This window comes from Dactylosporangium sp. NPDC000555 (assembly GCF_040300025.1).
GTDB lineage: Bacteria > Actinomycetota > Actinomycetes > Mycobacteriales > Micromonosporaceae > Dactylosporangium.
Map to the genome: position 1 here is coordinate 240,970 of NZ_JBEPDB010000001.1, position 21,769 is coordinate 262,738.

General features: G+C 72.9%; 18 protein-coding genes. 11 read left to right on the forward strand and 7 right to left on the reverse strand.

Annotation, left to right across the window (positions count from 1 at the left end):
* Positions 1-34: 34 nt before the first annotated feature.
* Positions 35-670, reverse strand: coding sequence for a DUF998 domain-containing protein (locus tag ABT297_RS01200; RefSeq protein WP_350543236.1), 636 nt, complete (start codon positions 668-670; stop codon positions 35-37).
* 134 nt (positions 671-804) lie between these two features.
* On the opposite strand from ABT297_RS01200, the gene ABT297_RS01205 reads away from it, so the two are divergent.
* From ABT297_RS01205 to ABT297_RS01215, 3 genes are all read left to right on the forward strand, one after another.
* Entirely contained in the window at positions 805-1,617 is an 813-nt protein-coding gene (locus ABT297_RS01205; RefSeq protein WP_350543238.1) for a cyanophycinase, read from the forward strand.
* Entirely contained in the window at positions 1,607-4,267 is a 2,661-nt protein-coding gene (gene cphA / locus ABT297_RS01210) for a cyanophycin synthetase (protein WP_350543240.1), read from the forward strand. Before ABT297_RS01205 ends, cphA begins: the two co-directional genes overlap by 11 nt.
* Positions 4,268-4,448: 181 nt before the next feature.
* Positions 4,449-6,047 (forward strand): hypothetical protein, encoded by a 1,599-nt coding sequence (locus ABT297_RS01215; protein ID WP_350543242.1) that lies wholly within the window; start codon positions 4,449-4,451, stop codon positions 6,045-6,047.
* Positions 6,048-6,174: 127 nt separating this feature from the next.
* On the opposite strand, the gene ABT297_RS01220 is transcribed toward ABT297_RS01215, so the two are convergent.
* On the reverse strand, positions 6,175-8,265 hold the full coding sequence (locus ABT297_RS01220; RefSeq protein ID WP_350543244.1) for a RecQ family ATP-dependent DNA helicase: 2,091 nt from the start codon (positions 8,263-8,265) through the stop codon (positions 6,175-6,177).
* Positions 8,266-8,301: 36 nt separating this feature from the next.
* On the reverse strand, positions 8,302-9,243 hold the full coding sequence (locus ABT297_RS01225; RefSeq protein ID WP_350543246.1) for a C40 family peptidase: 942 nt from the start codon (positions 9,241-9,243) through the stop codon (positions 8,302-8,304).
* Between the two features lie 82 nt (positions 9,244-9,325).
* Between ABT297_RS01225 and ABT297_RS01230 the strand changes: the two genes are divergently transcribed.
* Positions 9,326-10,192 carry a DUF8832 domain-containing protein gene (locus ABT297_RS01230; RefSeq protein ID WP_350543248.1) on the forward strand — a complete coding sequence of 289 codons (867 nt, stop codon included), beginning with the start codon at positions 9,326-9,328 and terminating at the stop codon, positions 10,190-10,192.
* Positions 10,193-10,387: 195 nt separating this feature from the next.
* Here ABT297_RS01230 and ABT297_RS01235 read toward each other — a convergent pair whose 3' ends face one another.
* Positions 10,388-12,046, reverse strand: coding sequence for a DEAD/DEAH box helicase (locus ABT297_RS01235; protein WP_350543250.1), 1,659 nt, complete (start codon positions 12,044-12,046; stop codon positions 10,388-10,390).
* Between the two features lie 232 nt (positions 12,047-12,278).
* Here ABT297_RS01235 and ABT297_RS01240 point away from each other — a divergent pair, with 232 nt between their 5' ends.
* On the forward strand, positions 12,279-12,950 hold the full coding sequence (locus ABT297_RS01240; RefSeq protein ID WP_350543252.1) for a ferritin-like fold-containing protein: 672 nt from the start codon (positions 12,279-12,281) through the stop codon (positions 12,948-12,950).
* A gap of 66 nt (positions 12,951-13,016) precedes the next feature.
* Here ABT297_RS01240 and ABT297_RS01245 read toward each other — a convergent pair whose 3' ends face one another.
* Both ABT297_RS01245 and ABT297_RS01250 read right to left on the reverse strand, forming a co-directional pair.
* Positions 13,017-13,250 (reverse strand): DUF3107 domain-containing protein, encoded by a 234-nt coding sequence (locus ABT297_RS01245; protein WP_350543254.1) that lies wholly within the window; start codon positions 13,248-13,250, stop codon positions 13,017-13,019.
* A gap of 69 nt (positions 13,251-13,319) precedes the next feature.
* Positions 13,320-13,958, reverse strand: coding sequence for a TetR/AcrR family transcriptional regulator (locus ABT297_RS01250; RefSeq protein ID WP_350543256.1), 639 nt, complete (start codon positions 13,956-13,958; stop codon positions 13,320-13,322).
* Positions 13,959-14,047: 89 nt separating this feature from the next.
* On the opposite strand from ABT297_RS01250, the gene ABT297_RS01255 reads away from it, so the two are divergent.
* The 5 genes from ABT297_RS01255 (at position 14,048) to ABT297_RS01275 (ending at position 20,227) form a co-directional block, all read left to right on the forward strand.
* Positions 14,048-16,189 carry a hypothetical protein gene (locus ABT297_RS01255; protein ID WP_350543258.1) on the forward strand — a complete coding sequence of 714 codons (2,142 nt, stop codon included), beginning with the start codon at positions 14,048-14,050 and terminating at the stop codon, positions 16,187-16,189.
* A 61-nt stretch (positions 16,190-16,250) separates the two neighbouring features.
* The gene (locus tag ABT297_RS01260) at positions 16,251-17,282 is read left to right on the forward strand and encodes an alpha/beta fold hydrolase (RefSeq protein WP_350543260.1); all 1,032 of its coding nucleotides are present in this window, start codon (positions 16,251-16,253) and stop codon (positions 17,280-17,282) included.
* A 6-nt stretch (positions 17,283-17,288) separates the two neighbouring features.
* Positions 17,289-18,167 (forward strand): DUF3152 domain-containing protein, encoded by an 879-nt coding sequence (locus ABT297_RS01265; RefSeq protein WP_350543262.1) that lies wholly within the window; start codon positions 17,289-17,291, stop codon positions 18,165-18,167.
* 41 nt (positions 18,168-18,208) lie between these two features.
* The gene (gene moeZ / locus ABT297_RS01270) at positions 18,209-19,387 is read left to right on the forward strand and encodes an adenylyltransferase/sulfurtransferase MoeZ (protein WP_350543264.1); all 1,179 of its coding nucleotides are present in this window, start codon (positions 18,209-18,211) and stop codon (positions 19,385-19,387) included.
* Between the two features lie 42 nt (positions 19,388-19,429).
* Positions 19,430-20,227 carry a prenyltransferase/squalene oxidase repeat-containing protein gene (locus tag ABT297_RS01275; protein ID WP_350543266.1) on the forward strand — a complete coding sequence of 266 codons (798 nt, stop codon included), beginning with the start codon at positions 19,430-19,432 and terminating at the stop codon, positions 20,225-20,227.
* A 57-nt stretch (positions 20,228-20,284) separates the two neighbouring features.
* On the opposite strand, the gene ABT297_RS01280 is transcribed toward ABT297_RS01275, so the two are convergent.
* The gene (locus ABT297_RS01280; protein WP_350543268.1) at positions 20,285-20,584 is read right to left on the reverse strand and encodes an MGMT family protein; all 300 of its coding nucleotides are present in this window, start codon (positions 20,582-20,584) and stop codon (positions 20,285-20,287) included.
* 52 nt (positions 20,585-20,636) lie between these two features.
* Between ABT297_RS01280 and proB the strand changes: the two genes are divergently transcribed.
* Positions 20,637-21,737 carry a glutamate 5-kinase gene (proB, locus tag ABT297_RS01285; protein WP_350543270.1) on the forward strand — a complete coding sequence of 367 codons (1,101 nt, stop codon included), beginning with the start codon at positions 20,637-20,639 and terminating at the stop codon, positions 21,735-21,737.
* Positions 21,738-21,769: the final 32 nt, after the last annotated feature.

The following is a 21,769-nucleotide window of genomic DNA, read 5'->3' on the forward strand; positions in this document are numbered from 1 at the left end:
GCCGAACCCTCCGCTGCGCTCCGGCTGCGGCCGGTCATGCCGTCACCTCCGCTTCGCTCCGGTTGCGGCATGACTTGGAGCTGACCCTGATCCGGAGGTGCAGGGCGGCGGTCAGCACCACCCATGCGGAAACGGCGATCAGGGCGATGCGCTCCGTCACCCCGGTGAACAGGGAGCGGCCGGCGAAGAGGATGCCGGCCGCGGACAGGATCAGCGGCGGGTATGCGACGAGCATCCCGACCCGCCCGGCCCGGCGCAAGCGGTGGGCGGTCGGTAGCACCGAGTACAGCAGGATCGCCAGCGCGCAGAGCAGCAGCGCGCCGATCGCGCCGGCCGCGTGGATGAGGTCGCGCACGGCCGGCGTCTCGTACGGCGGCAGCGGGCACCCCGGGCTGCAGTGCACGACGCCGGCCACGACGGCCAGCGGGGCGGCGAGCCCGAGCGAGCCGCCGATCAGCGCGCAGGTGCGCCGCGCGGGCACCGCCAGCAGCGCGAGCGAGGCCGCCAGCAGGAGCATGCTGGCCTGGTACAGCGGGGCGTGCGGCGCGCCGGGCGCGCCCGACTCCGACACGTAGCGCCACGGCGCCGATCCCGCCACGGCGACGGCCAGGCCCGCGGCGCCGAGCGTCCCGGCGATCGCGGACCCGGCGGCGGCCCAGCGGCTGATCACCGACCCAGCGTAGTGATGCCTCCTGCGATCTTGCTGGTGATGGCGGGGTCACGCACGGTGATTGGGGCAATACCGGCAAACGTGGGGCGGCGGGGCCCCTCGGTTTGCAAGATGAAGGGGGTTGTGGAGGTGGGATGCCCGGAAAGCTGCTCGTCATCGGCGGCGCCGAGAGTCATGACGCGGGCGACGATGAGATCCTCGAGCGCTTCGTGCTGCTCGCGGGTGGGTGCGCCGCGCACCTCGTGGTGATCGCCACGGCGAGCGAGAGCCCGGCCGAGCGCGAGAAGGAGTACGCCGAGGTCTTCCATCGGCTCGGCGCCGAGCGGGTGACGCCGCTGCGCCTGGAGTCGCGGGAGGACGCCAACGGCGATCTCGCCGTGGCCGCCGTCGAGCGGGCCACCGGCGTGTTCTTCACCGGGGGCGACCAGCTGCGCATCACGACCGTCGTCGGCGGCTCGAAGGTGGACTCCGCGCTGCACGCGCGGCTGGCCGAGGGGATGACCCTGGCCGGGACCAGCGCGGGCGCCACGATGATGTCGAGCACCATGATCCTCGGCGGGAGCGTCGCCTCGGTGAGCACGTCCAGCGTGCGCACCGGGCCCGGCATGGAGTTCCTGCCCGGTGTGCTCATCGACATGCACTTCGCCCAGCGCGGGCGGCTCAACCGGCTGCTCAGCGCGATCGCGATGTTCCCGCACGAGCTCGGGCTCGGCATCGACGAGAACACCGCCATCCTCGTCGACGGCGACGTGTTCGAGGTCCTCGGGCGCGGCACCGTCACCGTGATCGACGCCGGCCAGGCGCGCGACATCAGCTGCCCGCCGGCCGAGGCCGGCGGGCCGATCGCCCTGTGGGGCGCCCAACTGCACGTCCTGCCGGCCGGACACCGGTTCAACCTGACCGAGCGGGCGCCGATGAGGAGAGCGGAAGAGGATCATGCGCATTGAGAGCAGTCGGCGGTTGCGGGGGCCCAACCGGTACCTCGCGCGCCCCGTCCAGGTCACCAGGGTCCTGCTCGACGGGTTCACCGGCCGCGAGACCTGCGATTTTCCGGGCTTCCCGGAGCGGCTCCTGGACCTGCTGCCCGGCCTGGCCGACCATCACTGCGCGGCGGGCGCGCCGGGCGGGTTCGTCAAGCGGCTCAACGGCGGCACGTACTTCGGCCACACCGCCGAGCACGTGGCGATCGAGTTGTCCAACCGCATCGGCCGCGAGGTGAGCTTCGGCCGGACGGTCGGCACGCAGGACCCGTCGGCATTCGACGTCATCATGGAGTGCCCGGCGGACGAGGCCCATGAATCCGAAATGTCCGAAAAATTACTAGAAACAGCGATAAACATTGTTGTACCCCTGACGCGTGCCGAACCGTCGCCGGCGCTCGACCTGGAGGAGCTCCAGCGCCGGTACGAGCGGGAGAAGCCGGGCCCGAGCACCGAGGCGATCGCGCGGGCGGCCCGCGAGCGGGGCATCCCGGTCGAGCGGGTCGGTGACCTCAGCCTGCTCCGGCTCGGGTACGGCCGGCACCGAAGGCTCGTCTGGGCGGCGCTGACCGACCAGACCTCGGCGATCGGCGTCGACATCGCCGGGGACAAGGAACTCACCCGCCGCCTGCTCGACGAGTCCGGCATCCCCGTGGCGCACGGCGGCGCCGCCCCGACGATCGAGGCCGCGCTGCAGCTCTTCGCCGAGCTCGGCCCGCCGGTCGTGGTCAAGCCCCGCGGCGGGCGGCAGGGGCGGCACGTGTACCTCGGCCTCGACACCCCCGACGCGGTGCGCGCCGCCTACCTGGCCGTTACCGCGGACGGCGCCGAAGCGGTCGTCGAGCGCCAGATCGGCGGCCGGGACTACCGGGTGCTCACCGTCGGCGGCGAGATCGTCGCCGCGGCCGAGCGGGTCGCCGCGCACGTGGTCGGCGACGGCGGCACCGACATCGCCGGCCTGGTCGAGCGGGCCAACGAGGACCCACGCCGCGGCGTCGGCCACGCCCGGGCGCTGACCCGGCTGGCGGTCGACGAGGTCGCTCGGACGCTGCTGAGCCGGCAGGGCCTGAGCGTGCACGACGTGCCCGAGCACGGCCGCACGGTGTGGCTGCGCGACAACGCCAACCTCTCCACCGGCGGCACCAGCGTGGACGTCACCCGCCGGGTCCACCCGTCGGTGGCGGACCTGTGCCGCCGGGTCTCCGGTCTGGTCGGCCTGGACATCGCCGGCATCGACCTGCGCCTGTCCGACATCGGCGCGGAGCTGTCGCTGGACCGCGGCGCCGTGATCGAGGTCAACGCCGCCCCCGGCCTGCGTATGCACCTGGAGCAGCACGACGTCGGCGCCGAGATCGTCGACGCGCTCTTTCCGGCGGGCACCCCGTCGCGCATCCCGATCGTCGCGATCACCGGCACCAACGGCAAGACGACCGTGGCCCGGCTGACCGCGCACCTGCTCGCCGGCGCCGGCCTGCGGGTCGGCGTGACCACGACCGACGGCGTGGTGGTCGGCGGCCGGACCGTCCAGCGCGCGGACGCCACCGGCCCGCGCTCGGCCCGGGTCGTGCTCGGCGACCCGACCGTCGACGCGGCCGTGCTGGAGACCGCGCGCGGCGGCCTGGTGCGCCAGGGGCTGGGGTACGACTGGAGCGACGTCGGCGTCATCACCAACCTCGCCAGCGACCATCTCGGCCAGGACGGCATCGAGACCATGGAGGACCTCGTCGACCTCAAGTCCGTCGTCGCCGAGCGGGTCCGGGAGGGCGGCGCGGTCGTGCTCAATGCCGACGACCCGCGCAGCCGCGAGCTCGAGTTCGCCGGGCGCGAGATCATCTGGTTCGCGCTCGACCCGCGCAACCCGCTCGTCCGGCGGCACTGGGACTCGGGCGGCCGCGCGTACCTGCTCGCCGACGGCTGGCTGGTCGAGCTCGCCGGGCGGCGGTGGGTGCCGCTGCTGGCCGCACACGAACTCGGCGGCGGCTTCGGCGGCGCGGCCCGGCACCTGGTCGCCAACGCGCTCGCCGCGACCGCCGCGGCCCGCGTGCTCGGCGTGACCACCGCCGGGGTCGCCGAGCGGCTCCGCACGTTCGGCGACGATCCCGCCGACAACCCGGGCCGGGGCACCCTGCTGCGACGCGGCGACGTGCACGTGCTCATCGACTACGCGCACAACCCGGCCGCGCTCGCCGCCGTCAGCGACCTCGTCGACCGGGTCTGGGGCTGCGAGCGGGCGGTCGCCGCGATCACGCTGCCCGGCGACCGCCGCGACGACCTGCTGCGCGAATCCGCGGCCGTGGTCGGGGCCCGGTTCGGCCGGGTGGTGCTCTACGAGGACGCCGACCGTCGCGGCCGGGCCGTCGGCGAGGTGCCCGGCATCCTGCGCGACGAGCTGCGGCGGGTCGCCCCGGGCGCCGCGTGCACCGAGGTGCGCACCGTCGACGAGGCGATCCCCGCGGCGCTGGACCTGGCCCGCCCCGGCGATGTCGTGCTGCTGCTCTACGAGAAGATCGAGCCCGTCCTGGCCCTGCTCGAGGCCCTCGGCGCGCGCCGGACCGGAGCAGGTGGGCTGGCCGACGTGAAGCTGGGCAAAACCATGGCGTGGACCGGCACCGGCTGATCGAACATCAGCTGGTCGAACCCCCGGCGCCGGGCGGACTGACCCTTTCGTAAGGCGATCGTCGTTTTGTAGGTTATGGCGTGCAACCTTCCTGACTGGTACACAAGTCTGATCCTGGTGGCGTCCCATCGATTTGCGGGCCGCTCGCTTTAGGGTGTTGGGGTCGAAGGTAGGAGGCGCCGTGCGGTTCGAGATCAGCCGGGTCATGGACACGATCGAGCAGCGGCTGACCACGGACGTCACACTGGCGCAGGCCGTGGTGGATCTGGCCGAGGTCGCCCGTTTCATGGCGCTCGACGGCGGCCGCCCCATCAACCTGCTGCGCCTCGGCATGGTGGTCGATGCGCTGAGCCGCTACCTCATCGACGCGGGCGCGATGCTCTACCCGGTCACGGGCCGCGAGGTGCTCTCCGAGGCGGCGCTGACCTCGAAGGAGCGCATGGTTCTGGGCCGCTGGGCCGACGACGGGCTGATCGAGGTCACGCCGGTCGTCGCCGACCGCCCAGTCGAGATCGCCGACTTCACCGGCCTGCCGCTGATCGTGGTGCGCGACATGCCGCAATACGCGGCCCGCTTCCCCTGGCTCACCGACAGCCCCGAGCGGGTGCTCCGGCTGACCCCGCGCGCCGGCGGCGCCGTGCTGACCCCGAGCGGCGAGTCGGCCCCGCCCAAGGACGGCAAGGAGCGCCTGGTCATCGTCGGCAAGGCGACCCTGCCGATCGTCCCGCCCGACCCGGACGACCCGGCGACGGAGAAGCCGATGGCCGAGCCCGCGCCCGCCGACACCACGGATCCGGCTGACGCCACGCACCCTGCGGGCACGACGGACCCGACCGGCACGACGGACCCAGCGGGCACCACGGACGCTACCGGCACGACGGACTCTGCCGTGACCAAGGACCCGGCCGGCGCGACAGACCCGGCCGACACCGCGGGATCGGCCGACGCCGCCGACCCGGCCCCCGATGCCAAGCCCGCGCAGGACGCCGGCGCCAAGAAGCCCAAGCCCGGCGACGAGGCATCCGGGAAGCCGAAGGGCGACCGGGCTCCCAAGGCTTCCGCGGAGGCCGCCGAGGGCGGCCGCCGGCCCGACGGACTGCAGTCGTTCACGGCCCGCGGCGCGCAGCGGTTCGGGCGCACCCGCGTGGTGCGCCGCCGCTTCACCCGCGCCGACCCCAGCGGCGTCGGCGCGTCCCTGATGGCGAGGCAGTGGCGGTGCAAGGAGCCCGACTGCCCGGCGTTCGGCCAGTTCCGGCGCATCGGCCAGCCCGTGCCCCGCATGCGCGCCGGAGTGCCCGCCTGTCCGCGCCACGGCGAGGCCGTCAAGGACATCGGCCCGCGCCCGGCCGCGTTCGCCGTCGCGATCGTCGTCGAGGACCTGGCCCGCCGCCGCTTCGTCGTCAACGCCGACCGCCCGGTGGTGGTAGGCCGTGAACCGTCCGACCCGGACGACATCTCGGTCGCCGCATGGCTGCACGAGGCCGCCGCCGCCTGGATCGCGAAGGAGCACGTCAAGCTCTCGGTCACGCAGGGCCGCCTGGTGGTGACCGACACCAGCGACAACGGCACCGTGATCTGGAAGCGCTCGACCCCCGACATCAAGGAGGAGACCGAGCGCCTCTACCGCAAGTCGTACCAGCTGGCCGGCTGGGACTCGATCGAGCTCTACACCGGCGTGGAACTGGTCATCGGCGACCACCGCCTGCAGACGGTCGTCGGCTCCGAGCCCGCCTCGGTCCTGCTGGACGCCCCGACAGTGGCGCTGCGCCTGGTCGACTGACCGCTCTGCCCTTGCCCCGCGGCCGGTTCGGATCCGGATCCTCAACTCCGTCGGTCCGTCGGCCGTCTTGCCAGAGCGCACGGCGGCCCTGCCATGCCCTCGCTCCGGCCTCAACGCGACGCCGCCGTCAAGCCGTCACGGCCAGGGCAAACGGCAGCACCCCCTTGGCCCCCGCCAGCAGCAGCCCCCGCGCCACCAGCGCCATCGTCCACCCACTGTCCACCTGATCGTCGACCAGCAGCACCGGCCCGTCGAGGTCGCGCACCGCTTCGGCCAGCGACGGCGGGATCGAGAACCCGCCGTGCAGGGCCCGCACGCGCTGCGCGCTGTTTGTCCGGGACGCAAGCTCCGTGGCTGCGCCGGACGGCACCGTCCCCAGCAGCGGCAGCCGCCCCACCTCCGCGATCCGTGCGCCCAGCGACCCGACCAGCTCCGGCGCGTGCCGCGACCCGATGACCACCACGCCCGCCGGGCGCTGCTCCCACCGGGCATCGCCCTTCGCCCACTCGGCGAGGGTGGCCACGACCCCCTTGAAGACCTCGTCGGTGACGGGGCGGTCCGGGCCGGCCAGCAGGTTGCGCAGCCGGTCGCCCCAGCCGAGGTCGCTGAGCCGGCCGATCGCGCGCCCCGGCAGCGCCTGCTCGCCGGACGGGATGTTGCCCGTCAGCGCCACCCCGACCGCGGCCATCCCCGTCGGCCACTTCTTGCGCGGCGCGATCTCGATGCCGGCGCGGCCGAGGTGGGCCCGGGCGGCGGCGAGCGCCTCGGGGGACACCCCCGTCGAATACCAGGCCCCGGCGCAGTTGTCGCACCGCCCGCACGGCGCCGTCTCCGGGTCGTCGAGCTGGCCGCGCAGGAACTCCATCCGGCACGTGGTCAGCGCCGAATATCGGCGCATCGCCTCCTGCTCTGCCTCGCGGGCCGCGGCGACGCGCGCGTAGCGCTCGGTGTCGTGCTGCCACGGCATACCCGTGAACTCCCAGCCGCCCTTGACGCGCCGGACCGCGCCGTCCACGTCGAGCACCTTGAGCATCAGATCGAGCCGGCTGTGGCGCAGCTCGACCCGCGGCTCGAGCGCCATGGTCGACAGCGCCCGGCCCGACTCGGCCAGCACGTCGAGGACGGCGCGGACCTGGTGCTCGGGCGGGAAGGCCAGCGAGGCGAAATACCGCCAGATGTCGGCGTCCTCCTTGCCCGGCAGCAGCAGCACGTCGGCCTTCTCGACGGCCCGCCCGGCCCGCCCGACCTGCTGGTAGTACGCGATCGGCGACGAGGGCGCGCCCAGGTGGACGACGAACCCGAGGTCGGGCTTGTCGAACCCCATGCCGAGCGCCGAGGTCGCGACGAGGGCCTTGATCCGGTTGTTCAGGAGGTCGGCCTCGGCGCCGAGGCGGTCGGCGGTCTCGTCCTTGCCGGTGTATGACGCCACCTCATACCCCTGGCCGCGCAGATAGGCCGCGGTCTCGTGTGCCCCGGCCACGGTCAGCGTGTAGATGATCCCGGAGCCGGGCAGCTCGCCGAGGTGCTCGCCGAGCCAGGCGAGCCGGTGCGACGGCGACGGCAGGGTCAGCGAGCCCATCCGCAGCGACTCGCGGTCGAGCGAGCCGCGCAGCACCAGCGCGTCGCCGAGCTGCTCGGCGACGTCGGCGGTGACCCGCGAGTTGGCCGTGGCGGTGGTCGCCAGCACCGGCGTGCCCGGCGCCAGGTCGAGCAGCAGCGTCCGCAGCCGCCGATAGTCGGGGCGGAAGTCGTGCCCCCAGTCGGAGACGCAGTGTGCCTCGTCGACGACCAGCAGCCCCGTCGTGGCCGCGAGCTTGGGCAGTACGTCGTCGCGGAACGCGGGGTTGTTGAGCCGCTCGGGGCTCACCAGCAGCACGTCGACCGAGCCGGCCGCGATCTCCGCGGTGATCGCGTCCCACTCCTCCAGGTTGGCGGAGTTGATCGTCCGCGCCGTGATCCCGGCCCGGGCCGCCGCGTCGACCTGGTTGCGCATCAGGGCGAGCAGCGGCGACACGATCACCGTCGGCCCGGCGCCGCGCGCTCGTAGCAGGGCGGTCGCCACGAAATACACCGCCGACTTGCCCCATCCGGTGCGCTGCACGCAGAGCACCCGACGGTGCCGGGCCACCAACGCTTCGATCGCCGTCCACTGATCTTCGCGCAGCTCGGCGGCGGGGCCGGCGAGCTTCTTGAGAACTTCCGAGGCTTCGTGTCGCACGGGGTCGACGCTAGCAACGGGGTCTGACGAAAACGGCTACGAGTGCTCCGGCCGCCCGTATCCGACGATCGGAGCGTAGTCGAGCAGTCGCATGGAGATACGTTCGCCCGCCCGGGGGGCCTCGATCACGCGCCCCTCGCCGATATAGATGCCGACGTGGCTCACGTTCCTGTAGTAGAAGACCAGGTCGCCGGGGCGCAGTTCGCTCCGCGTGATCGGTCGGACCGTCTGCTTCTGCCTGGCGGCGTTGTGCGGTAGTACGACTCCAGCGGCCTTCCAGGCGGCCATCGTGAGCCCGGAGCAGTCGAAGCTGTTCGGCCCGTCGGCGCCCCACTGGTAGACCTTGCCCAGCTGGGAGTACGCGAACCGGACCGCCCGCCCGGCCGCGTCGTCGGTGAAGACCGGCACGAACCCGTCGTGCAGCGCCCCCGCCGGCGTCCGCGCCGTGCGCCCGTCGCCGAGCCGCCGCAGCTGCGCCTCGATCGCCGTCTTGCGCTGCCCGAGCTCTGCCCGCTGCGCCCGCTGCTGTTGCTGCAGCCCCGAGAGCTCCGAGCGCTCCTTCTTCAGCGCGTTCTGCGCGGTCTTGAACGCGCGCAGCGCACCGACCCGCCTTCGCGAGATCTGGTCCAGCATGGAGAGCTGGTCCATCCACGACTCCGGCGAGCCGGCCGAGATCAGCACGGCGGTCGACTGGACCGCGCCGCTGCGGTACAGCGCCGCCGCGGTCTCGTCGGTCTCCCGCTGGGCGGCGTCGACCTGCGCCTGCAGCGGATCCACGCGCGAGTTCACCTGGTCGAGGCGCGCGTCGGTGGCCCGCAGGTCGTCCCGGACGGCGTTGTACCGTTCGATGACGCCCTCGAGCTCCTGCCAGGTGTTGGCGAGCAGCCGTTGCCGGTCCGCGGCGGGATCCGCGTATGCGGTCCCCGGCGCCGCCAGGACAATGAGCCCGGCGACGACGAGCGATGCGGCGCTGCGCAAGTTCTTGCGGCAAAACCCCACGCGTCACTAACCGCGCAATTTGGACAAAAGTTACGTAAGTTCTCTCGATAGGCTGGGTCGAATGGTGTTGAAGGGTCCGCTGGTGGCGGCCGGGCTGGTCGCGGCGCTCCTGCTGGGCTTCGGCATCGCCCGTGCGACGGACTCCGTGGCCGGCCCGCCCGCCACCGCCCCGGCGTCGACCGCGATCCCGTCTCACTCCCACGGCGGCGCGGTCATCGGCGACCTGGGCGGCTTCTCGCTCAGCGCCGCCGGCTTCACCCTGGTGCCCGCCCAGCCGCTCACCGTCCCGGCCGGCGCTCGGCAGCAGTTCGCCTTCAAGATCCTCGGACCGGACGGCGGGCCGGTCACGAGGTACGTCCTCAATCACGACAAGCCCATGCACTTCATCGCGATAAAGCATGATCTGTCCGGCTTCCAGCACCTGCACCCCACGATGGCCGCCGATGGCACGTGGACCATCCGCCTCAGCCTGCCCACGCCCGGCATCTGGCGCCTCTACGCCGACTTCGTCACCTTCGACCCGGCCGGCCAGCGGCTGCCTCTGACACTCGCCGTGGAGGCCACGGTCGCGGGCAGTTACACCCCGCTCGCGGTGCCGCCGCCGTCGCGTACCGTGGATGCGGACACGTTCACGGTCACCCTCGAAGGCACGCCGCAGGTCAACGCCACCCAGCCGCTCTCGCTACGCGTCTTCGCCTCCGGTGCGCCGGTCACCGACCTGGAGCGCTACCTGGGCGCTTACGGTCACCTTGTCGTGATCCGTGACGGCGACCTCGGCTACCTGCACGTGCACCCCGAGGACCAGCTCGTGGGCGGCGCCGTGAAGTTCTGGCTGTCCGCGCCCAGCCCCGGCCGCTACCGCCTGTATTTCGAGTTCCAGAAGTCGGACGCCGTCCACCGCGCGGAGTTCACGGTCGACGTCCCGTGAAGATCTTTCGGGACTCGGGTCCGCGTCACTTGCGGACCGCTCCTCCCGCGAGACAACGCTCGGGCCTGGCGGCCCTCGCTGCCAGGCCCGCGGTGCCAAGAGCAAAGCCAACGCTTGGGGCAGACCCGAACCGGGCCCGCCCCAAGCGGCACAGAAATTTTCAGATGGTGAAGTCAGGCGATCGGCGGCCGCGTCTTACGACTCCGGGGTGGCGTCGACCGAGGAATCCTCGGCCGAACCGCCGCGCCCGCGGCCGCCCCGGCGGCGACGGCGCCGCGTGCGCGCGGCCCCGCCCTCGTCGTCGGCGACCGCGACGTGCGCCCCGGCGGCATCCCCGTCGGCCCTCGACGCCACGGCCGACCCGGCCGACCCGGACTCCGCGAGCGCCGCCGACGCCTCGGCGTGCTCGGCGGCGTCGACCTCGCCCCGGCGGCGGCGCTGGCGCTGGCGGCGCGGCTCCGTCGCCTCGGCGGTGTCGGTCGCGACCGCCGGCGTCGACGACGAGCGGCCCCGGCCCCGCGTGCGTCCCCGCCCGCGCGGCTTGCCCTCGACATCCTCGAGCTTCTCCGCCGACAGCCCGGCCCGCTTGCGGTCGGCCGTCGGCAGCGAGCCCGTCGTGCCCTCCGGGATGCTGATGTCGGTGAGCAGGTGCGCCGACGTGTGATACGTCTCCGGCGGCTCCGGCAGGTCCATCCCCAGGCTCTTGTCGATGATCCGCCAGCGGGGCATGTCCTCCCAGTCCACGAACGTCACCGCGACGCCGGTCGCGCCGGCGCGGCCCGTGCGGCCGATGCGGTGGGTGTAGGTGTCCGGGTCCTCCGGGCAGTCGTAGTTGATGACGTGCGTGACGCCGGAGACGTCGAGGCCGCGGGCGGCCACGTCGGTGGCGACGAGCACGTCGATCTTGCCGGCCCGGAAGGCGCGCAGGGCCCGCTCGCGGGCGCCCTGGCCGAGGTCGCCGTGGACCGCCGCCGCGGCGAACCCGCGGAAGTCGAGGTCCTCGGCGACGCGGTCGGCCGCCCGCTTGGTGCGGCAGAAGATCATCGTCAGCCCGCGATCGGTCGCCTGGAGCACCCGGGCCACGATCTCGATCTTGTTGAGCGGATGCGTGCGATACACGAACTGCTTGGTGAGCGGCGACGGACCCGTGCTGGCGTCGTGATGTGCGTGGATCGTCATCGGCTGGCGCAGGAACCGCCGCGCCAGCGTCACGATCGGGTCGGGCATCGTCGCCGAGAACAGCATCGTCTGCCGTTCCTCGGGCAGCAGCGTGAGGATGCGCTCCACGTCGTCGAGGAACCCGAGGTCGAGCATCCGGTCGGCCTCGTCGAGCACCAGCGCGCGCACCGAGTGCAGGCGCAGGTGCTTGCCCTTGGCCAGGTCGAGCAGCCGGCCGGGCGTGCCGACCACGATCTCGACGCCGTTGCGCAGCGCCTCGACCTGCGGCTCGTACGCCACGCCGCCATACAGCGGAAGCACCCGCACGCCGCGGGTCTTGCCGGCAGCGGCGATGTCGCGGGCGACCTGCAGGCCCAGCTCGCGGGTCGGCACGACGACGAGCGCCTGCGGCAGTCCGTCGGCGCCCTCATCGGGTGCGGTGACGCGGTCCAGCAGCGGAACGCCGAAGCCGAGGGTCTTGCCGGTGCCGGTCGGCGCCTGTCCGATCAGGTCGGTGCCGCGCAGCGCGATCGGCACGGCGTATTCCTGGATCGCGAAGGCGCGGGTGATGCCGACCGCCTCGAGCGCGGCCACGGTCTCCGGCCGGGCGCCCAGGTCGGCGAAGGTGGGACTGTCTGCGCGCACAGGAGCGCGGGGGGCCACCGTCTCGGCGGCCTCGGTGTTGTCGATCGTCATGTTGTGCTCGGGGTGTCTCTCTCGCGGGAGCGCCCCTGATGTGCCGGGTGCGCTCGATCTGTGTGCGGCGCGGGCCACACGCGACCGGTGGACTGTGGTCGCGGGCTACAAGCGCCGGTTGCCGGGCTAGGGTCCGCCCGTGGCTATTGCGGCCATTGTAACGGCCAGACGACGGATTCGTGCACGACACTGTGTAGGCGCATAGGGTGATACGGCGGGGTACTGTGCCAGTGTGTCCGATATCACCCCGGCCGCCCGGTCCAGCGTCGAGTCACCCCAGGATGCGTTCGTCGACCTGCTGGGCATGCTCGCATACGGCGAGCTGGTCGCCTTCGACCGCATGGCCGCCGACGCCCGGCTGGCCCCCGACCTGCGCCGCCGCGCCGTGCTCAGCGAGATGGCGGCGCGCGAGATCACCAACTTCCGGCGCCTCGCCGACCGGCTGGCCGAGCTCGGCACCGACCCCGAGGCGGCGATGCGCCCCTACCTGCGCGCCGTGTCCGACTACCACGAGCAGACCGAGCCCAAGGACTGGCTGGAGGGCCTGACCAAGGCTTACGTCGGCGACGGCATCGCCGACGACTTCACGCGCGAGGTCGCCGCCGTGCTGGCCGCCCCCGACCGCGACCTGATCCTGGACGTGCTGCACGACTCCGTGCACGCCGGCTTCGCCGCCGACGAGCTGCGGGCCGCGATCGCGATCGATCCCAAGGTCGCCAACCGCCTGTCGATGTGGGCGCGCCGCCTGGTCGGCGAGGGGCTCTCCCAGGCCATGCGCGTGGCCGGCGAGCGCCCCTCGCTGGCGGCCCTGCTGGCGATCAACGGCACCGACTTCCAGGCCCTGCTCAGGCGCCTCACCTCGGCGCACACGGCCCGCATGAGCGCGGTCGGCCTCAACAACTGAGCGGCCGCCTCGCTCATGAAAAAGGGCCCCCTGGCGGGGGGCCCTTTTAGGCCTGGCAGCCGTCCCTCAGCGTGCGCTGGAGAAACCGACCGGCCGCGGGGAGGACTCGGCGATCTCCACGTAGGCCAGCTTGCCGACCGGCACGATCACCCGGCGGCCCTTCTCGTCGACCAGGGACAGAACACCTTTATCGCCACCGTTGATCGCGTCGGTGACCGCAGACTCGACCTCGCTGGGCGACTGGGTGCTCTCGAGCACCAGCTCCCGAGGCGCGTACTGCACGCCGATCTTGACCTCCACGTCTTCCTCCTTGATCGGGCGCGGCCGTGGGTAGGCCCGCACACCCAGTGTGGTTGAAGATTAACGCGATCAGGCGTGTTCGCCTTGCAGGGGGAAGCTCGCGATGCCGCGCCACGACAGCGCGGTCAGCAGGCTCTCCGCCTCGGCCTTGTCGACCTGGCGGCCGCCGGCGAGCCAGAACCGGGCCGCGATCTCGGCGGCGCCGACCAGGCCGGAGGCCAGGAGCTCGGCGCGGGCGCGGCTGACGCCGGTGTCGGCCATGATCGTGTCGGTGATGGCCGCGATGCAGCCGCTTTCGACGCGGTCGACGCGCTCGCGCACGGCCGGGTCGTTGCGCAGGTCGGACTCGAAGACGAGCCGGAAGGCTTCACTCTCGTGGTCGATGAAGTCGAAATACGCCTGGATCGCCCCGCGCACCCGGTCCTTGTTGTCGGTGGTCGCCTCCATCGCCGAGCGCACTCTGGAGACCATCGCGTCGCAGTGCGTGTCGAGCAGGGCCAGGTAGAGCTCGAGCTTGCCCGGGAAGTGCTGGTAGAGCACCGGCTTGGAAACACCCGCGCGCTCCGCGATGTCGTCCATCGCCGCGGCGTGGTAGCCCTGCGCCACGAAGACCTGCTGCGCTGCGGCGAGCAACTGCTTGCGGCGCGCTGACCGGGGTAGCCGCACTGGCCGTCCGGCCGCCTGCGTCCCGCTCATCGCCGAGGTCATTTTCACCATCCGGATTTGGGTCGAGATTGCAACTTACCCCCTTTCCACCCACACGGTAGCCTCACCTAGGGGCGACGGAGGAGCGTGCGGTGGACGAAACGGGGCAAGCCGGAAGCCCGGACGCGGCTGGTGCCTACCCTGGCGCGAACCCGGGCCTGAACCGGGGCCGGAACGGATACCCGGAAGGGCACGTCAACGGGGCTTCGCCGACGTCGGACGACGCGCTCGAGGCGATCGTCTCGGCCTGGCGCGAGCCGGCCACCGGCGCGATAGCGGGCCGTGCGACCGTCAATGGCCTCAACGGCGCTAATGGGGTCAACGGCTTCAGCGGCGTCAATGGCGTCAATGGCGCCGGCGGCCCGCGCGGGCGCGCCGAGGTCCGCAGTCCGTATTCGGACACGCTGGCCCCGATGAGTCCGCCGGTCTCGGCACCGCCACCGGCCCAGTCGCCGACCTCCACGCTGCACTATGGCCATTACGGGCCCGACGGCCAGGGCTGGCCGAACTCCAGCACCACCGGCGAGATCAAGAGCACCCCGGCCGCGCCCGCCCCCAGCGCCGTCTACGGCGCGCCGCCGGTCGACCACGCTGGTGAGGTCCGCCGGCCGGTCTCCGGGCAGCCCGCCTTCGAGCAGGTGCCCCACCAGCCCCAACAGCCGCAGCAGCAGCCGTATGACTACGACCAGCCCTACGACTACGACCAGCCGCAGCAGTCGGCCCTCGACCGGGTCGCCGAGCAGCAGGCGCACCAGTCCGACCAGTGGGGCTACCAGGGGCAGTATCCGCCGGGGCCATATCCGCCAGGGCCATACCCCCCGGGGCCGTATCCACCGGCGCCCTACCAGCACCAGCCCGAGCAGTACCAGCACCAGCAGCCCGAGCAGTACCGGCCGGAGCAGCAGCACCAGCAGCCCGAGCAGTATCAGCAGCCCGAGCAGTACCAGCAGACCGAGCAGTACCAGCCCGAGCGGTATCCGCGGGAGCAGTATCAGCAGGAGCAGCGGCATTGGGCGCCCGAGCCGGACACGCCGGAGTTCGACTGGGCGGCGCCGGTCCAGCAGGAGCCCGCGCCGCCGCCTGCGGCACCGCAGCAGCCGCAGGCCCAGCAGTTGCCTGCGCAGCGCGTGCCGGAGAACGACCCGCTCGTCGGGCCCTTGCCGCCCGTCCTGCTCGGCTCCGCCACCGCGATGACGGCCGCCGAGCCGGTCATGCCGACGTTCGCCGACCAGATGCCCCAGCCGGCGTACGATTCGCCGGAGCTGCCCCAACGCGTTCCCGCCGAGCCCGATGTGCCGCCAGTGCCCGCCGTCGAGGCGCAGCCGGTCGCGGTCGGGGCGCCCGAGCTCGCTCGGATCACCAACAAGCTGCGCGAGGACGAGGACGGCGCGCTGGACAGCCCGGACGACCGCCCCGACGGCTTCGACGTGCAGAGCGTGCTCCACGCGGTGCAGACCGTCAGCGGCGTGCACCGGGCCACCCTGCGCAAGAACGCCGACGGCCTGCACACGCTGCGCCTGGAGCTGGCCGACGAGGCCGACGCCGGGCAGGTCAGCCGGATCGTCGCGCGCATGCTCAACGACACGATGGGGCTGTCCGCCGAGCGCAACCCGCTGTTGCCGGAGGACGACGCGCCCCCGGCACCGGCCTCCGCCGCGGCCGCCCCGTCGTCGGCGGTGCCGACGGCCCGGCCGCCCGCGCGCAATGTGCCGCACAGCGCCGTGCCGGGATACGGCCGGGAGGCCCGCCGCCGGCGACCCGTCAGCGGAGGGCGCCGGGCCGCGGAGCAGAAGGCCCCCGCGCTCGTGCCCAATCCGGGCGCGATCGCCTCGCCGCGGGTCGTCATCGAGTCCGTCGACGTCAACACGCAGGGCATCGACGCCACCGTCGAGGTGCACCTGACCGCCGACAACCAGCCCGCCGTGGGCGTGGCGAGGGGCCCGAACTTCGACGGTTACGTGCTGAAGCTTTCCGCACTGGCCGCCGCATCCGCCGTCGACCAGCTGCTCATCGACGCCGACACCGTCCGCGCGCAGTGCTACATCGAGCATGCGGCCGTCGTGGCCCTGGGCGGGTGCGAGGTGGCGGTCGTGGTGCTGCTGCTGATGTACGACGGCTTCGTGGAACAGCTCACCGGCTCCGCGGTCGTGTCCGGGGACGGCGACTCCCGTCAGGCCGTGGTCCGCGCCACGCTGGCCGCCGTCAACCGCCGCCTGGAGGCCCTGCTTCCGTAGGCCCTGCTTCTGGCTCTGCTTCCCCGTAGGACGCCCGGCGCGTCCGGGGCACACTTGGCTTATGAAGCGTGCGTCTCTTGTCCCGGACTTCATCGTCCCGTCATCCGAGCGGCTGCCGGAGCGATGGCCGGGACGAGAGGTGGAGCTCGACGGGGCGGTGGCGTACGTTCGCGACACCCCGGCCACGACGCCCGGCGCCGAGCCGGCCGTCTATGTGCACGGGTTGGGCGGCTCGTCCACGAACTGGACCGACCTGGCCGGCATCCTCGCGGCCCGGCGGGACGGCATCGCGCTGGACGGCCAGGCGATCGACCTGCCCGGCTTCGGCTACAGCGGCCGGGCCCGCAGCTACACCCTCGACTCGATGGCGCACCACGTCATCCGCTGGATCGAGCACAGCGACCGCGGCCCGGTCCACCTGTTTGGCAACTCGATGGGCGGCGCCGCGATCGTCAAGGCCGCCGCGAGGCGCCCCGACCTCGTCCGCTCGCTGACCCTGATCTCCCCGGCCATGCCGTTCCTCGACCCGCGCCGCTCCCTGCAGGGCCGGCTCGTGCCGCTGCTGCTCCTGCCCAACGCGGCGCGCCTGGCCGGGCGCCGGATGGCCGCGATGGACCCCGAGACGCTCGCCGACATGGTCATCGACTCCTGCTACGCCGACCCCACCCGCTACCCGGAGCAGCGCCGGCTGGAGGCGATCGAGGAGGCCCGGCTGCGCAACCAGGTGCCGTGGTATGCCGAGGCGTACGTCGGCAGCCTGCGCGGCCTGGTCGGCAGCTTCCTGCGCGCGTACCTGCCGGGGGAGGGCTCCATATGGCGGGCCGCCGCCAGGATCACCGCGCCGACGCTGGTCATCGCCGGGCGGCAGGACAGGCTCGTGGACATCCGCACCGCACCGCAGGTCGCCCAGCTCATCCCGGACAGCCGGCTGATGATGCTGGAGGGCGTCGGCCACGTGGCGCAGATGGAGGTGCCGCGCTCGGTCGCCCGGGCGGTCCTCGGGCTCCTGAACGAGATCTCCGGTCAGCCGGTTGCGGTCGAGGTGCAGGGAGAGGTCCGGCGGCGCGTCGCCCGGGTGCGCATGGCAAGCTGAGCATCGATGGCGAGCCGGCTGATCAGCGACCGCCGGCGGGAGCCGGCTGCCCTGCCGAGCGACCCCTTGGCCGCTCGCGAGATCGTGCGCGCCGCCCGCCAGCGCCGCCGCCGGGACGCCCGCAGGCGGCGCTACCTGGTCGCCGGGGTGATGGCATCGGCCGGCCTCATCGCCGCGCTCGGCCTCGGCCGACAGTTGATCTTCACCGGCGACGCCGGTGACACCGGCGCACCCAGCGCGTCGGTGCGGCCGGAGACGCCGACGCTCGCCCCGTCCTCCCCGCCCTCCCAGCCGGCCAGCCCGCCGCCGGAGGCCGGGCCGGCCAAGGGAGATGGCACCTTCGCGTATGCGAGCTCCGCCGGGCCGGTCGCGGGGGCCGCGGGGACGCTGAAGAAGTACCGGGTCGCGGTCGAGAACGGCTCCGACCAGCAGGCCGACGCGTTCGCCACGGCCGTGGAGCAGGCCTACGGCGACCCGCGCGGCTGGACTGCCGCCGGCGACTTGCGCCTGCAGCGGGCCGCCGGGGAGGGCGCCGCCGACTTCACGGTCTTCCTCGCCACGCCGGCCACCTCGGAGGCCATGTGCGCGACGGCCGGGCTGCACACGGAGGGGTACACCTCCTGCCGGATCACCGGCAAGGTCATCATCAACCTGGCCCGCTGGCTCACCGCGATCCCGGACTACGGCAAGCCGGTGGCCGATTACCAGATGTACGTCATCAACCACGAGACCGGCCACGAGCTCGGCCACGGCCATGAGGCGTGCCCGGGGGCCGGGCGCACGGCGCCGGTCATGATGCAGCAGACGTATGGCCTGAAGGGCTGCGTGGCCAACTCCTGGCCCTACCTGGACGGTCGGCGGTACACGGGACCCAAAGTGCCGTAGCTCACGTGGGTTTGGCACCCGGGCGCGGCAGAATGAGAACCATGTCGTTGCCTCCTCTGGTCGAGCCCGCCTCCGACCTGTCGGTGGACGAGGTCCGCCGCTATTCGCGCCATCTGATCATTCCCGACGTCGGGGTGGCCGGGCAGAAGCGACTCAAGAACGCCAAGGTGCTCTGCGTGGGCGCGGGCGGCCTCGGGTCTCCCGCCCTCATGTATCTCGCGGCCGCCGGTGTCGGCACGCTCGGCATCATCGAGTTCGACACCGTGGACGAGTCCAACCTGCAGCGCCAGATCATCCACGGCCAGTCGGACATCGGCCGCCCCAAGGCGGAGTCGGCGCGTGACTCGGTGCTCGAGATCAACCCGTATGTCAACGTCGTGCTGCACAACGAGGCGCTCAGCAACGACAACGTGCTGGAGATCTTCGCGCAGTATGACCTCATCATCGACGGCACCGACAACTTCGCGACGCGGTACATGGTCAACGACGCCGCGGTGCTGCTCGGCAAGCCGTATGTCTGGGGTTCGATCTACCGCTTCGACGGCCAGGCCTCGGTCTTCTGGGCCGAGCACGGCCCCTGCTACCGCTGCCTCTACCCGGAGCCGCCCCCGCCCGGCATGGTCCCGTCGTGCGCCGAGGGCGGCGTCCTCGGCGTGCTGTGCGCGTCGATCGGCGCGATCCAGGTGACCGAGGCGATCAAGCTCCTCACCGGCGTGGGCGACACGCTGCTGGGCAGGCTCATGGTGTATGACGCGCTGGAGATGAGCTACCGCAAGATCAAGCTGCGCAAGGACCCGAACTGCGCGATCTGCGGTGAGAACCCGACCGTCACCGGCCTCATCGACTACGACGACTTCTGCGGCGCCGTGTCGGACGAGGCCCAGGCCGCGACCATCGGCTCGACGATCACCGCGGCCGAGCTCAAGGAGTGGCAGGACTCCGGCAAGTCGGTCGAGCTCATCGACGTGCGCGAGCCGGCCGAGTGGGAGATCGTCCGGGTGCCCGGCGCGCGGCTCGTGCCGAAGGGCGAGATCCTCAACGGCAACGCGCTGGCCGAGCTGCCTCAGGACAAGCAGATCGTCCTGTACTGCAAGAGCGGCGTCCGCTCCGCGGAGGCCCTCGCCGCCGTCAAGGCGGCCGGCTTCAAGGATGCCGTCCATGTGCAGGGTGGCGTGGTCTCCTGGGTGAAGACCGTCGATCCGTCGTTGCCGGTGTACTAACGGATCACGAGGGGGAGGCGGGCGCGCGGTAGCGTACGGCCCATGGTGGACCTTGATGCCGCGATCGGCTACGTCGTCGCACACGGCGACGCCGTGGACCGCGCCCGCCTCGCCTGGCTGCGCACCGGCCAGGCACCCCCGGCCGACGTGCTGGAGAAGGCCGAGACGGGCCAGGCGTCCAGCGGCGGCTGGCCCGCCTTCTGGGGCGCGCACGTGGCCTCGGTCGACGCCACGTGCTTCCGCCTCACCGAGCTCGACGACCTCGGCGCGATCGACCGCCCCGCGGCCCGCCAGGCCCTCGACTGGCTGGGCCGCAGCCAGCGCCCCGACGGGATGTGGGAAGAGGACGAGTCGCTGGCCGGCATCGCCCCGCCGTGGGCCCAGCCCGGCGACGACGAGGCCCGCCTCTACCTGACCACGAACGCGGCCTTCTGGCTGATCGTCGGCGGCTCCGCCCCCGGCGACGAAGAGGAGCACGCGGCCCGCATCGCCCGCGCCGCCGAGGCGTTCCGCGCCTCGCTGCGCCCCGACGGCACCTGGCCGTCCTTCCTCGTCACCGGCTGGCTGGGCTGCGCCGTGCTCTACCACCTGGGCTGGTTCTACGAGTCGGCACAGATCCAGGTGGCGCTGGCCGACCGCGTCCCCGACATGTCCGCCGCGGACACGGCCCTGCTGTTCGCCTCCCTGCGCCGCGTCGGCATGTCGACGGACGACTGGTTGCTGAGCGCCGCACGCCGCCGCCTGTCCGAGACACAGCGCAGCGACGGCGGCTGGACCAGCGACGACGGCGACCGGTTCAACGTCCACACGACGCTGACCGCGATCCGCGCCCTGCGCTGAGCCACCCGTCGTCGCCGTGCGGACCTCCCGGACCCGGCGAGGCGACAAGGCGGGAAGTCACGACTCGTCCGGCCACCACGCTGCGCTGCGCATGTCGACCTTCTCCCCGCGCAGCGGCGTCCCCTCGCTGCGGTGCCGCCGCAGCGCCTCCGTCTCGTGACCGGGAACCAGCCGCCCGCTGGAGGCCACCACGCGGTGCCAGGGCACGCCCCCGCCGTAGTGCGACATCACAGCCCCCACCTGCCGCGGTCCGCCACGGCCCAGATACTCGGCGATCGCGCCGTACGACATCACCCGGCCCGGCGGGATGCGCTCCACGAGGTCGAGGACCATCTCCGCGTACTCGTCGTCGGCCACGATATGGGAACCTACCGCGCCGTGCCACAGGGCACGCGGCAAGATAGGCGGCGTGCGCGAACAGGTCACCGAGGCTCGACGCATCGTCGTCAAGGTCGGGTCGTCGTCGCTGACCACCGCGACCGGGGGTCTCGACGAGGGCAGAGTCAAGGCGCTGGTCGAGGCGCTGGTCAGCACGCCCGCCGAGGTGGTGCTGGTCTCGTCGGGCGCGATCGCCGCCGGGCTCGCCCCGCTCGGGCTGCCGCGCCGGCCGCGCGACCTGGCCACCCAGCAGGCCGCCGCGAGCGTCGGCCAGGGGCTGCTGATGCGCGCGTACAACGACGCCTTCGCCCGGCACGGCCGCGTGGTCGGGCAGGTGCTGCTGACCGTTGACGACGTGACCCGCCGGGCGCACTACCGCAACGCGTACCGCACGCTGCGCCGCCTGCTGGACCTCAAGGCGATCCCGATCGTGAACGAGAACGACACGGTCGCGACCGAGGAGATCCGCTTCGGCGACAACGACCGGCTCGCCGCGCTGGTGGCCGCGCTCGTGCACGCCGACCTGCTCGTCCTGCTGTCGGACGTCGCCGGCCTGTACACCGGCGACCCGTCCCTGCCGACCTCGCGTGCGATCGGCGACGTGCGCACGTTCGGCGATCTCGAGGGCGTCGACGTCCGGCGCCCCGGCAAGGCCGGCGTCGGCACCGGCGGCATGGTCACCAAGGTCGAGGCCGCGCGGATCGCCACCACCAGCGGCATCCCGGTCGTGCTGGCCTCGGCCCCGCACGCCGCGGAGGTCCTTGGCGGCCAGCCGGTCGGCACGCTGTTCCACCGCCAGCGCGAGCGGCCCCAGGCCCGGCTGTTCTGGCTCGCGCACGCGACCACCCCCCGCGGCCGGCTCCACCTGGACGCGGGCGCGGTCCGCGCGGTCGTCGCCGGACACGCGTCGCTGCTGCCCGCCGGGATCACGTCGGTCGACGGCCGGTTCGCCGCCGGCGACCCGGTCGACCTCGTCGACGTGGCCGGCGTGCCGATCGCCCGGGGCCTGGTCAACTACGACGCCGCCGAGCTCCCGCCGCTGCTGGGCCGCTCGACGGGCGACCTCGCCGCCGAGCTCGGCCCGGCATACGAGCGCGAGGTCGTACACCGCGACGACCTCGTCCTGCTGTAGAACCCGCCCGCACGGCCGTCGTCGCCCGGTAC